The 12,506-nt window shown below is 57.0% G+C and carries 13 protein-coding genes and 3 pseudogenes; 8 read left to right on the forward strand and 8 right to left on the reverse strand.

Annotated elements, in window-relative coordinates:
• Nucleotides 1-28: 28 nt before the first annotated feature.
• Nucleotides 29-1,309: a protein rep gene (locus GGD62_RS40860; RefSeq protein WP_183709855.1), complete on the reverse strand. Its 1,281-nt coding sequence runs from the start codon at nt 1,307-1,309 to the stop codon at nt 29-31.
• Nucleotides 1,310-1,433: 124 nt separating this feature from the next.
• Between GGD62_RS40860 and GGD62_RS20465 the strand changes: the two genes are divergently transcribed.
• From GGD62_RS20465 to GGD62_RS20480, 4 genes are all read left to right on the forward strand, one after another.
• Nucleotides 1,434-2,033: a hypothetical protein gene (locus GGD62_RS20465; RefSeq protein ID WP_183709857.1), complete on the forward strand. Its 600-nt coding sequence runs from the start codon at nt 1,434-1,436 to the stop codon at nt 2,031-2,033.
• Between the two features lie 111 nt (nt 2,034-2,144).
• Nucleotides 2,145-2,435, forward strand: a complete 291-nt coding sequence (locus tag GGD62_RS20470; protein ID WP_183709859.1) for a hypothetical protein — start codon at nt 2,145-2,147, stop codon at nt 2,433-2,435.
• 92 nt (nt 2,436-2,527) lie between these two features.
• Nucleotides 2,528-2,695 (forward strand): hypothetical protein, encoded by a 168-nt coding sequence (locus GGD62_RS20475; RefSeq protein WP_183709861.1) that lies wholly within the window; start codon nt 2,528-2,530, stop codon nt 2,693-2,695.
• Between the two features lie 628 nt (nt 2,696-3,323).
• Complete coding sequence (locus tag GGD62_RS20480; RefSeq protein WP_183709863.1) at nt 3,324-4,103, forward strand: hypothetical protein; 780 nt, start codon at nt 3,324-3,326, stop codon at nt 4,101-4,103.
• A 235-nt stretch (nt 4,104-4,338) separates the two neighbouring features.
• Here GGD62_RS20480 and GGD62_RS20485 read toward each other — a convergent pair whose 3' ends face one another.
• The 6 genes and pseudogenes from GGD62_RS20485 to GGD62_RS20510 all read right to left on the reverse strand — a co-directional run.
• Nucleotides 4,339-4,803: a hypothetical protein gene (locus GGD62_RS20485; protein WP_183709865.1), complete on the reverse strand. Its 465-nt coding sequence runs from the start codon at nt 4,801-4,803 to the stop codon at nt 4,339-4,341.
• Nucleotides 4,804-4,821: 18 nt separating this feature from the next.
• Complete coding sequence (locus GGD62_RS20490; protein ID WP_183709866.1) at nt 4,822-5,628, reverse strand: hypothetical protein; 807 nt, start codon at nt 5,626-5,628, stop codon at nt 4,822-4,824.
• Between the two features lie 20 nt (nt 5,629-5,648).
• The gene (locus GGD62_RS20495) at nt 5,649-7,208 is read right to left on the reverse strand and encodes a hypothetical protein (RefSeq protein ID WP_183709867.1); all 1,560 of its coding nucleotides are present in this window, start codon (nt 7,206-7,208) and stop codon (nt 5,649-5,651) included.
• Between the two features lie 42 nt (nt 7,209-7,250).
• The gene (locus tag GGD62_RS41865) at nt 7,251-7,604 is read right to left on the reverse strand and encodes a plastocyanin/azurin family copper-binding protein (protein WP_183709868.1); all 354 of its coding nucleotides are present in this window, start codon (nt 7,602-7,604) and stop codon (nt 7,251-7,253) included.
• 638 nt (nt 7,605-8,242) lie between these two features.
• Nucleotides 8,243-9,287, reverse strand: a pseudogene (locus GGD62_RS20505) (IS110 family transposase).
• Between the two features lie 82 nt (nt 9,288-9,369).
• Nucleotides 9,370-9,732: pseudogene (locus GGD62_RS20510) on the reverse strand (transposase); the annotation flags it as partial.
• A 16-nt stretch (nt 9,733-9,748) separates the two neighbouring features.
• Between GGD62_RS20510 and GGD62_RS20515 the strand changes: the two are divergent.
• Nucleotides 9,749-9,910 (forward strand): hypothetical protein, encoded by a 162-nt coding sequence (locus GGD62_RS20515; RefSeq protein ID WP_183709869.1) that lies wholly within the window; start codon nt 9,749-9,751, stop codon nt 9,908-9,910.
• Nucleotides 9,911-9,948: 38 nt separating this feature from the next.
• Here GGD62_RS20515 and GGD62_RS20520 read toward each other — a convergent pair whose 3' ends face one another.
• Entirely contained in the window at nt 9,949-10,248 is a 300-nt protein-coding gene (locus GGD62_RS20520; RefSeq protein WP_246800187.1) for a hypothetical protein, read from the reverse strand.
• 58 nt (nt 10,249-10,306) lie between these two features.
• Here GGD62_RS20520 and GGD62_RS20525 point away from each other — a divergent pair.
• The 3 genes and pseudogenes from GGD62_RS20525 (at nt 10,307) to GGD62_RS20535 (ending at nt 12,475) form a co-directional block, all read left to right on the forward strand.
• A pseudogene (locus GGD62_RS20525) lies at nt 10,307-11,228 on the forward strand (Ku protein).
• Between the two features lie 282 nt (nt 11,229-11,510).
• Nucleotides 11,511-12,014 (forward strand): NUDIX domain-containing protein, encoded by a 504-nt coding sequence (locus GGD62_RS20530; protein ID WP_183710225.1) that lies wholly within the window; start codon nt 11,511-11,513, stop codon nt 12,012-12,014.
• Nucleotides 12,011-12,475, forward strand: a complete 465-nt coding sequence (locus GGD62_RS20535) for a metallophosphoesterase family protein (protein ID WP_183709870.1) — start codon at nt 12,011-12,013, stop codon at nt 12,473-12,475. Before GGD62_RS20530 ends, GGD62_RS20535 begins: the two co-directional genes overlap by 4 nt.
• Nucleotides 12,476-12,506: the final 31 nt, after the last annotated feature.

Raw genomic sequence — 12,506 nt, forward strand, 5'->3', positions numbered from 1 at the left:
TGTTGGGTCGGCTCGTCGTCGGAGGCCGTTAGCTAGGTAATGCGCTGGTCATGACCGCCTCCCTGGTTTCCGACGGTTGGCGCCAGGGCAGAAAGTCGACGAGCACGTAGCGGCTCTCCGCCGACGTCTTGCCTCGCCGCCAATGGTAGATTTCCCGGCCTTCCAGGACGGCGCCTTCAGGCAGCCGGGCGTTTACCGGAATGAATTCTTCCGGCTCGTTCTCTGGGAGGCTCTGCTCGTCCATGATTCGCTGCAGGTTGGCGGACATGCCGATGAGGCGTCGGCCATGAAGCGCGTCATGCAGTTCGATGAGCGGGAAGTCTTCGAGGTCATTGTCCTCGAAGAACATGCCGGGCTCGCAGACGTACTTGCAGGCTTCGAAGAGGGACTTTCGCCCCAGGTCATCCAGTGGTGCGCCGCCACCTACGCCCGGCATGGCGCGGATGTCGCACACGGGCGTGTAGTCGACCTGCAGGGCTTTCTTGAACATCGCGGCCCATTCGGGCTGGGTAATGAAGAGGCCCTTCGCCCGCTTGAAGTACTCGGGCGGACAGAACAGGACGATGTGCAGATGAGGGTGGAAGTCGCCGGTCTCGGCGTTTTGGGTGATCTCAGTCGTCCGGTACCAGGTCGGAACCGCGTTCTTTACGCGCTTGTAGCGCATGAGCTTCCAGAACGCCCTGAACAGCCGGCCAAGCCAGTCACGAAGTTGATCGACTGGCATATTCCTGACTGTCAGCGTGAGCAGGAGTGCCTGGTGCAGCGGGTTTGCGCGAAGGTAGTGTTCGACGGCCTTGCTGAGCCGGACATGCTGCCAAGCGCTGTTGCGCTTCATGCAGGTCGGGCATAGCCGCTCCCGACAGAAAGAGCCGTTCGCCAAAACCCGAAAGCGCTCCTCGCGATCGCCGATGCGATAGCGGTCGAAGGCGAGGGTTTTGCCGCATTCGTGCATACGCGCGGCGCGCTGCTTATGCTCCTCATGTTGGGCGTAGCGGGCGGCGATGGTGTCGCGGAGGGGGCCGAGGTGGTTCAGCTTTGAGAGGTTCGCGTGTGCTTCGCACAGCTGCGCCGGGAGCTCTTCGAAAAGCTCGGCAATCTCTAGCGATGACGGAATGGGCTCGAAGCATTCGAAGTCATGGGGTGCCGGCTTTTCAGCCCAACGCTGCTCCGCGTTCTTGAATTCGCCAAGGTCTGGGAGCGGCCAGTCCCATTCGTGGGCCCATGAAGCTGGGCTCGTGTCCTTTTTTAGACATCGCTCGATAGGGGGCTCGAAACGACCGTCGATCTTGGCTGGGTCGAGGTGGGGCACTATGCATAATTCCGGCTCGTCGGCACATTGTTGCCGATAAGCCGATCGTGCCTGCTGGTGCGCACCCGCAGAAGCCGTTATTACCTAACGCCACCCGTTATTAGATAACTAGGGAGCGTTGCGAGTGAGCGACGAGCAGAAGCAGCCTGAGATGCGCATGCGGACGGCCGAAAAGACTCAGTCTCGCGGGTCGGTCGCGATCGCTATGGAAGACTCAATTTGGAACTTCTTCGTTCAACACATGGCCGTTACTGGCCTGACTAAGAACGGTGTGATTAGGAAGGCGTTATCGTATCTAAAGCGGGCCGTTGAAGAAGAACATTCGCCGGCACATCTGGAGATCCAGTCCTCGTCAGAGGCCCGTGATCCGCTTTCCGGGTCGCCGCAAGATGCGCATACGAACGTGGACAGACATCAAAGTGTTCAAGACGTAATCGCTAAAATCGAGCGGATCAAACTCTTCAATACAATCATGACTGGCGAAAATCTTCCGCACGATGTTGTAGCGCAATACCACGCGCTGCGGATAGAGACCATCGAATCGATCATGCCGCTGCTAGATCAACTGGCGAAAGCAGGGCTGCTTGTTTCGGTAGTCGAAATTGATGAAATTGAAGATATTCAAAAATATTCCTCGGTATATGGAGACGCGACCGCCACCTTTTCACGAACCAGAATATTTATAGAAAGCAAGCATGGAGGCGGGTTTCGCTATCGCCATTGAAATTTGATGGCTTTGGCGTAGAATCGATGTCGTAACCGTTATGTTTGGCCCTCGCCGGCCGTCCAAAGTTTCGCCCTCACGGGGCGAGACCTGGGGCCAGCGAGATAAATCATGCTAATCAACGACTATTTGACGATTGCAGGTATCGCGTATCGTCGGAAGCTCGAAGTCGATTCCACAATTCAAGCAAACCCAGGTGCATTTCCCTCCGGGCCCGATGACACCCAGTGGACCGGGGAATTGTCAATCTGTGAAGCCATCATTGCAAACGTTAGGGCGCTGCTCAGCGTGCAACTGCTTCAACTTGAGTTCACCTCCGAAGGCAGAGCTCGTGCAGTAACTCCCGACGCACTAAAGGGTGGCGATTACGATCAAGGGGCTCACGACGAGCCTTTCAAATAAAGTTGAGGGACGCTTCGGCGTCCCTTGTTTGTCTATGCCCCCACGCCGAATCGGTCCTTATTAGCTCTCAGGGACTTCATGGGAGCTGCCGCATGGCACAACGGGAAAAGATCTCGGTGAGCAAGTCAGGAGTTCACGCTGAAGGGGTGCTTACCAGCCTCACAGTCGCGGTTGGTGGTATTGGCCTGTTGGCCATAGGCTTTTTCACCGGACAATGGAGCGCGCTCATCAATGCTTGCCTGGGCTTCAAATTCAAATAGCGCAGGTTCGGTTAGCCAGCCTCGAAACAACCCAAGTCCTTAAAGAACAAGGGAAATTACCAGCGCTGCTAGTCTGTGGAGGCGTCTGTTGCGGGTCCCCGCAACCAAATAAGCCTCTGATTCATGAGGTTTTTGAGAGCCGCCCTTCGGGGCGGCTTTCTTGTTTTGGGGCCGTGTCGCCACCGTGTCGCCACGCGATGAGCGTCGCATTCAAAGGTCCTAAACGGGAGATAGCGTGATTGGATGAGGTCGAGAGTCCGGCTCGCGCCGCTCGACACAAGCAGCATCAGCGCCATGCCAGTCGAGCGACGGATCATCCAAGGTCGATGCACTAATCGACGATGGCAACAGCGGCGCTCTCGACGAACCACTCCGGATCACCAGCCCGAAATACCAACCAGAGTGCTTGCTGGAAGCCTCCCATCCAGAAGAAGGGTGCTCGCGATTCACAAGCAGGCGGTCTCCGTCTCCACTGTCTTCATCAAGCGCTGCGATGATGGCGGTGGTCGATGCGCCTTGCGCGAACCTAGCAGCCGAATGTCTGGACTGGAGCGCGCCTATGAGCTTCTGTATGCGTCGAGAAATGCAGAACAAGAGATGGTGAACGGGGCAGGAGCGACTTCAACTGTTGACTGATCCGGGTCAAATCCGTGAAGCCTTCTCCATTTGGCGCAACGCGATTGAGCAGCATGGACGCAGGCGCGGTAGCATCTGGTGGCTACCCGAAGGCAAGATGTACTTCGGCATCAAAGGAAGCGATTTCAAACTCGGCTTGGACCCTACTGGAGAGAACTGGACCGTCGAGTTGAATGAGCCGGGGCAAGGAACGGAAAATCCTCTATCGGGCCTCGCGCGAGATTCAGCCGGGCGACCTTATCTGCTTAGACAGGGTATATTGCACAAGAATGCACAATCTCCCCGCATAGAGAACGACGAGTTTGGAGACCGAACCGGCCTTAAACCTGCTGACGTAACGAGAAACGGTGAGCCAGCTAGGCGCTCGTGGTTCATCGTGACGGCGCTCGACATTCCGGCAGCGGAAATTTATCAGAACACAGCAACGTTCGTGGATCGGTGCGGCCTCGCCAGGGATCGAGATGCTGCGGTGATGGCAAAGCATGACGATGAGCGCCTCACCGAACTCTTCGGCAAGCCGGAGCAAGGTGGCCAAGTCACGGGACATCCCACCATCAATCTCAATCAGCGGCGTCGTATTCAAGGCGAGGTCTGGCAAAAGCTGAATGCCCTCCTTGTGGCCGATGGACGTTGTCTCGATAAGCCCAAGCACGCCCGTGGCTATGAGGTTGATGGTGAAATCGAAACCCCAACCGAGAGGCTGCTCCTTGAAATTAAGACCGATACTACAGCCGTAGATGTCTACACTGGCATAGGCCAGCTAGTCGTTTAACCTTCACGAAAAACTTGAGTTGACGCCGGGGGCCTCATCTAAGGGACAGCTCAATGTCGTCGGACTCGGGGTAAATCCATGGGATCATGCCAGTCTTAAGGCTCTACGGTGCATCCGAGCGGCAAAGGTGCTATTTTGCGTTCCAATGCATGAGCAGTTCGTCAATTTCCATAAAGATCCCTCTGCGCGAGTATGCACTTTGGTGGCGCATTAGGTCTGCGTCCGCCCGAGCCGATTAGGGCGGATATAGTCGGATTGATGAAGAGTTCTGCCCTTCCGGAGCCGCAGCATTCGGGGGTACAAGATCGAAGCGAGTCTTGGGAGCCTTCTTGCAACTGTCGCCGTCCGGGTTCACTTCGCACAGCCTAATCGCGTCGGCCAGTTTCTTATTCTCTGCCCGCGTCGGGCACTGCTTGTTGTCTGAATCGCAAAAGCACCAGGTCCGCAACGTCATCGTGGATGCGACGTTGGAGTTCGCAATCAGCACATCCTGCGTTTTCACGCAGGTTTCAAGGGATGAAAATTCGAGCTGTGAGCTTGATTGCAATGACCATACATGCCTGCCCTCAAATCTGGGGCGGCAGTCGATGATCTTTAGGATCTGGCCGACATCCTCATACGCGAGGCAATCCCTATCCGCCTTATTTGTGACGTTGGCGGCGGGGGTAGTGAACAGCATCACGTAAAGAATCCACTTCATGACCGCCCCAATCATTAACTACTGCGTCCGCAGCTGCCGGATTGCCGTTTCGATACTCTGCAGGTCCAGGCGTATCTGCGGAGATTCGACCACTACCCTCGAAGTCACTGGTTTGGTGTATTGCTGGCTACTTGGAAGAGAAGTGACTTCGAGGGTTTGTTTGTCGGGGATGGGGGCCATGCTGATGTTCAACTGCTCATCAAGTGAATAGTAGCCGCCGAACGTCGCGAGGTCAGTTCCGGCAGGAAAGGTGTAGGTGTACGACCCGTTTGCCTGCAGCTTGATGGTGATTTGACTGTTATATGAAGGCTTGTCGGGCGAAAGGGATGAGGCAACGGACAATGCGTCGGCTGATCGGAATAACCATCGGCCCACGCCGAGATGCTGGGCAAGCACGTGGATTGATGGATAATCGGGAGGACATTGCAAGGTCCTATCCGCCATAAGGTTCCCTGAAGCAAAGTTGAAGTAGATTGCACTGCTGCGAATACCTTTATCGTCAATCTGAGCGCCTGGCCCGCTGAGAGTCCAGCTCGTGAAACGGATGGGGCTGCTCAGGCTTCTTCGTGACAAACCACCGCTTACATTGAGGTCGGCCTCGGTCCTCGGCAGGAGCGCGATGGTCACCAGCCATTGCTTTGCCTTGAATCTCTTGAATTCGGGCGCTCTGTCGAGGACGATAAATGCGTCCCGTAACTCGCAGGCGGTCTGCGCGACGATAGCTCTGACAGGAAGAGCAAAATCCGGTGGAATATCAGGGATAACTGCGCATCCGCCCAAAGCAGAGGCAAAAAGCGCAGCATAGACGCTACGTGATGCACACAAGGCGTCCTCCCCTTCAAGTCTTACGGAAACACTTTCGTCAGCAGCTGTTCAATTTCCGTCTTCTCGTTTGATGAAAGCACGCGGCCTTGGGGCATAAAATTGCCAGGTAACGGCGTTCCGTTATCCTGCAATTGTATATTCAAAAACCGAATGATCAGCTCCTTGCGGTTTGCAACCGCCTGCTTATCGAAAACGTTGTATCGGAGCGAGCTATGACATCTGAAGCAGTGATTGTCCAAAAGCCGAAGCAGTTTCATTTCATCAGGTTTAGTCGCATCCCACGAGACTGCCCCGATGCTTCGTACAGAGTATGGTTTCCGCGCATCCGATAGCTGATGCAACTCAAGCCATTTTCGCACGCCAAGAGTTTGAAACGTCGGAACGTTAGGATCAGCTTCCGCTGCAACCGATTCCCTTTCGATATTAGTATTCAATTTGCGCATAACATCGAACGCGCGAACATATGCGGAGGAACTTACGTCTCGACCGCCGTCGAACACGACGTCATTCAAACTCCCGGAAACACCGCGGTAGTCGAAATCCTTCCAGTCGTACCATTGGTCCGTATCGAGGTAGTTAGGTTTCGCAAACCGGTAGATCCCAATCGTAAAATCTTCGGTTGCCTGTCCATTCGGATCAACAGGCTGTCCTTGTAGCACTGTGCCTTTTGAATCGGTCGCTGAATGCCCGTGACATTCCGCACAGGCACGAGGAACAAAGTATTCGCTATCTTTTGCACCCGTACCTATACCAACGTGACCCGGCAAGTCGAAGTCTGCCTTCAGAAAAAGACCAATCGGATATCCGCGACTTTTTTCCCGGTAAACGCCGAAGAAAACTCGATCTCCCGCTGAGGAATCCTTCGGCACGATTATTATTTGATTATTTCCTGACTCCTTGCCCAGAAAAGGGTCCGCGTTCGGATCGGCCTCTTTGAAGTTGAACAGAATATACACATGAGCAATCTTGCCATCCCTTTGCGCTTGCGAGCCGGAGCGAGGGGTCACTCTCACCAATTTTCTCCAACCGGGGACGATATTATCAGGGTCGATTGGAGCAAATGGATCGCCCGCATTGGCTGGGTTGTAATAAGTTGCGATCTTTGGAGCAAAAAAACGACTGACCAAGATGGCGTCATTTTGGAAGTCTTGCAAAGACAATAGGGCACGGAACGAAGCTGGGTCCGCGACTGCATCGGCCAAATTATTGAACTCGGCGAAATTGCGCGGCATGAGCGCAAACGATGGTAATTCTTCAAGGTTGGTCGCGGTCAAACCCTTGAAAACAATCTTACCACCAACGACTTGCGGTTCGGTATAACCCAAATGAGAGACGAGGATATCGAGAGTAGAATTTAGGAAGTCGAAACCTAAGACCCCTCCGATCCGCTGATAGTAATCTGTAGCCTCTTTCTCCGATCCGGGTCTAATGAATATCCCAATGTCTAAACGCGATGTCTTCGGGACACCCTCAGTGTAGCTGAATAAGCCGGGCGAGAGCGAACCCTTCGCGATCCACTTTTCAGCGATGGCCACTGCGATCCCAAAATAGAAAATTGCACCGGCGACTACCCAACGCATTTGACCACTCGCCCTTAGCTCGTGGAAGCCTATTCTCCTTCGTCAGGGCCCCTTGTGCTTCCCACCAGGTGCCTGAGAGTGTTGCTCAAGCGCTGCGCTGCGCGAGTACGATGCTCGATTTGAACCGGGTAGCGTTACAATGATTTTGCCCTGCATGAATGGATGGGGTGTGCATATGTACGCAAAGCCACTGCTGTCACTTGCATCAGTGAAAACTATATCCCCGGATGGGTTACCCCCCGGAATGGGGCCAGTGTCAAAGGTTGGTGCCTGATTTCTGGTGGCCGTGTGTGGTGAAGAGTCTTTGTTGGCCCACTTGACGCTGTCCCCAACCACAATCACTAGAGTACTAGGGTTATAGGCAAAATCCTTGATTTCGACCGTATGCGCTGCCATTCCGCTCTCCCATCTCTAGGGGCATCTGCGGCTAATCGTTAGCGTGGCGAGTGTGCAAGGTAGTCGTTGAAGATCGAATTGTAACCACAAATTGAATGAAAATCGAGTTGCACCGATTGAAGGACGCTGCGTCAATTCGCAGCAGGTGTGGTTTGCATCGCACCAACCGGAAAGTGAGGCTGAATGTGGTGCCGCTTGGGAGGTAAACGTTCGATAATACCGAACGAGTCTGCACTATAATAAGGTTTTCACCCGAAGCTTATCATTCAAAGGCGTGCCAGGAGCTAAACCTATAGCGCCGCGCGGCATGTTCCTTTCATCATACCGCGCGGTGCATCAGCGCTATCGTCGGTGGCCCTGACCTTGCCCCCATATGTGGAACGGCCCGCGAGGCAAGAGCTTTTTCAGTCGATTTCACACATTGGGACGGTGCGGTCATATGTCCGGCCTTTGCGCGCGGCACAATATGGCCGCTGGCCTGGATGAGATCCGCGGAACGAGGAGCCAAATCAAGTTTACGCGCTTGAGCGCATTGGGGGCAGTAGCTTCACTCGTTTCGGGATTTCGTCCCAAGGGTTCATCACCTGTTGTTGCACCTTGCCCTCTGCCGGCCTGCGCCGGTCAGATCGTTTTGGTGGTCACTGCGTCACCGCGGTAAGCGCCAATGGGTCGGGACGCCGATAAATTCCGCCCTTGTTCAGGAGCGCCCAGATGATCCGCGCCGTCTTATTGGCCTGCGCGACGGCGGCAACCTTGAAGGGCCGTCTGGCGAGAAGGGCCTTCAGCCACGGCCGCGCCCGAGCGTCGTTTCGGACGACCCGCAAGACGGCCGTTGCCCCGACAACGAGGAGAGAGCGGAGTTCCGGATTTCCCATCTTCGATATTCGTCCCAGCCGCTCTTTGCCTCCGCTTGAATGAGACCGCGGCGTCAATCCCAGCCAGGCGGCAAAGTGGCGAGCCGACTTGAACCCGCCGGGATCCGGCACAAGCGCCTTGATGGTCGCCGCCGTAATGGCGCCGACGCCAGGGATTGTGGTCAACCGACGCATGTCCTCGCCGCGCTTGGCCTCCACGACTATTGCGCGCTCGAGCCTCTCGATCTGGTCGGCTGAAGCTTCAATCTCGTCGGCAATAGCCATCAGCGCGAAGCGCGCTGCTGCGGGCAGGCGAGCATTTGTCTCATCCCGTATGATTGCGACCAGCGCCTCAACCTTTGCCAGGCCGGCGGTGGCGATGATCCCCAATTCTGCCAGATGCGCGCGCAACGCGTTGACGCGCCTGCGTTCGCTGCCGCACTAGAAGAGCGCGGGTCTTCAGCACCATCGCGGCAGCCTGTTGCTCAGCCGTCTTAATCGGCACGAAGCGCATGGTCTTTCGTGTCACCGCTTCGCTGATGGCCTCCGCGTCCGCCGCATCCGTCTTACCACGCTTGACGAAGGGTTTGATATAAGCCGGCGGAATGAGCCGGACCTCATGACCGAGAGCTGCGATCTCGCGTGCCCAATAGTGGGCGCTACCGCATGCTTCCATTCCCACCAGGCATGGTGGCAGCTTCTCAAAGAAACGCAGAACTTCGCTGCGCCGTAGCTTCCGGTTGAACACGGGCGAGCCCTCGGCATCCGCCCCGTGAACCTGGAAAACGTGCTTGGCCAGATCGAGCCCGATGGTGATAAGCTGTTTCACGGAACGGTCCCTCCTTTGTGGCGTTCGAACAACGACCACGTTCTAGCACTTTGATGCTGTTGGAGCGGGCCGTTCCACCACATCAAGTTTTATCCAATCCTGAGTTCGCTCCGGTCGTTGGATTGCCCGGTTGGGCGGTGGGAGCGACGGGAGCTGGCGCGGAGCCTTCGGCATAGCGCAGCGCCAGATCCCGGCGCGGGTGACAGGTGAAGGCGAACTCGGAGGGCGTTTTCCATCCGAGCTGCGAGTGGGGTCGGGCATCGTTGTAATCGGCCCGCCAGCATCCGAGTGCGACGCGAGCCTGGGTCACTGACGTGAACAGCGTCTCGTTCAGCAATTCATCCCGCAGCCGGCCGTTGAAGCTCTCAATGAACGCATTCTGCATGGGCTTGCCCGGCGCAATGTAGTGCCAGGCGACGGGGCTCTGATCCGCCCATGTCAGGAGGCGTTTCCACAACCAGATGCTGGCCTTTGACCTGTCGTACCGGCTGTGCTGGGCATATGAGCCCAAACCCCGCGACTACGATTTCGGCTACCTCTACAACGTGTGCCATTACCTGAAAAAGAACCGAGACCTGACGGTCGACTCTCTTTCGATGCTGTTCCGCTCCCTGATGCACTAGGGAGCGGGTGTCCTAATCCGCCTCTGCGGGTGTCCTAATTAGGACAGCCGCTGCGCGACGTCCTTCCAGAGCGCGTTGCTGCCATACAAGCGGACGGCATCAGCGGTCTGGATTTCCACGGTCCGCTCGCAGCGGCGGCAGGAGATGCGCAGCACGTGGCCCTTGATTTCTGAAAGGCGTCGCGATCGGGCCTGGGCCACGGTCAGGCCGGCGCGAGGGTCTTTAAGGACCGATTCCCAATATTCGGCCGGGAGCGGGGCATCCGGACCCGCAGGAGACGGCGCTCCTCTACGGTCGGCTTCAGCGGCCAGTTTTTCCATCTGCTTCGGGGTCGGCATGCGCCAGCTCGCGGGTCGGTTGTTCATGCCCGGTATCAGTATCGGAGTTCCCCCCGCGATGGCCCCCCGCGCTAACCGGAAAGGCTTCCTGCGTCTTTCCCTCGTCACCTGTCCGGTCGCGCACCTCGGAATCCGAAAAGGTCTCTTTCAACCAGCTGAACCGAAAGACTGGCCATCGGATCAAGTACGCCAAGGTCGACGCCGACACCGGCGAGGAGGTCGACAACGAGGACATCGTTAAGGGCTACAAGGTTGATACCGATACCTTCATCGAGGTGACCAAGGAGGAGCTTGAGAACGTCGCGCTGGAATCGACGCGAACCATCGAGATCGACGAGTTCGTCGACCGCAGCGAGATCGATCCGCGATATCTGATCCGCCCCTATTACCTAAGCCCCGATGGCAAGGTCGGACATGACGCCTTCGCCGTCATCCGTGAAACCATCCGCGAAATGAACAAGGTTGCAATCGGCCGTGTGGTGCTGACCAATCGCGAGCACATCATCGCGCTCGAACCGCTCGATAAAGGTCTCATGGGCACGCTACTGCGCTATCCCTATGAGGTGCGTTCTGCGGATGAGTATTTCGACGACATCCAGGATGTCAAAGTGACGAAGGACATGCTCGATCTCGCCAAGCACATCGTCAATCAGAAGGCGGGCCATTTCGAGCCGGACAAGTTCGAAGACCAGTACGAGACCGCGCTTATCGATCTCATCAACCGGAAGCGCGCCGGCAAACCCATCACTGCGAAAGCGCGCCCTCGAGGCGAGAACGTCGTGGACCTGATGGACGCGCTGCGCAAGAGCATCGGAAGAGAGGGGGCGACCGCGACAGAGGCACCCAAGAAATCAGGCAAAAAGCCGCGCAAGGCCGCCGCTGGGCAGAAGGAAATGCTGATGCCGATCGCAGGCAAGAAGCCGGCGAAGGAGACCGGGGCGAAGAAGCCGGCGGCCAAGCCGCAGCGGAAGTCGGCTTAGGTGTCGTGAAGCATTCCGGTGACGCCGGACGGCCCTATTCGTCGTCCGCGGCTGGCTCTGGCGAATGGAAAATCCCATCTCGACGAGGTCACGCGAGATCTCGTCGGCCGCCTACTGGCGGCCCGGCGGGTCGGTGCGCGCGCTAGGAAGGCGGCCGACCGCAAGGCCGAAGTAACGGTGCATAGGACCGTGGACGAGGTTAAGCAGGCGCTCGGCGAGCGCGGTCCGGTATGGCGGGACGACGGCTCGCCGGCTCTCGATTGCTCTGCAAATAGGAGCGATATGACTGCGGTGAAAAAGACTTCCAGGAGATCAACCTCGAGTGCGGGCATTCTCGCATATCGCAAGGGCGCTCGGGGGCTCGAGGTTCTGCTCGTTCATCCCGGCGGTCCATTTTGGCGCAACAAGGATGATAGCGCCTGGTCCATTCCTAAGGGCGAAATCGATGCCAATGATGCTCCGGAGAACGTCGCTCGACGCGAATTTGCCGAAGAACTCGGCCCGAGCGCATCGATTGGTCCACTCAAGGCGCTGGGAGAAGTCCGACAACGAGGAGGGAAGCGCGTCATCGCATTCGCCGGCGAGGGCCACTTTGATCCGGCAGCGCTGACCAGCAATACCTTCGATATCGAATGGCCGCCTCGAAGCGGTCGACGGCAGAGCTTTCCCGAAGTCGACCGCGCGGAATGGTTTGATATCGAGCTCGCGCGGACCAAGATGCTGTCCGCTCAGGTTGAGTTTCTCGATCGTCTAGTGGCAATCTCGATTGAGAGCGCCGTCAAATGATGTTCAAGATCGGAATCATTTCGGACACGCACGGTCTGTTGAGGCCCGAGGCGGAACGAGGCCTGACAGGCGTCGATCACATCATCCATGCCGGCGACATCGGACGCCCCGAGATCGTGGATGCGCTTCGCCGCATCGCACCCGTCACGGCCATTCGTGGAAACGTGGACAATGGCGAGTGGGCTCGCGACTACCCCGACACAAACCTTGTGCGCCTAGCGGGAAAGTCGATCTACGTTCTGCACGACTTGAAGGCGCTGAAGGCCGATCCCGGCGCCGGCATCGACGTCATCGTCTCCGGGCATTCCCACGTGCCGAAGATCGACACGGTCGGTGGCGTTCTCTATTTAAATCCCGGCAGCGCGGGACCCCGGCGTTTCAAGCTGCCGATTACGCTTGCGACGCTCGAACTCACGCCTAACGGCATGCGACCGGAAATCCACGACCTTGGAGGCGACTGAGTGCCACCGCGGAGGGAATTCACACCGGAGG

It is taken from the genome of Bradyrhizobium sp. ERR14 (assembly GCF_014198235.1).
GTDB lineage: Bacteria > Pseudomonadota > Alphaproteobacteria > Rhizobiales > Xanthobacteraceae > Bradyrhizobium.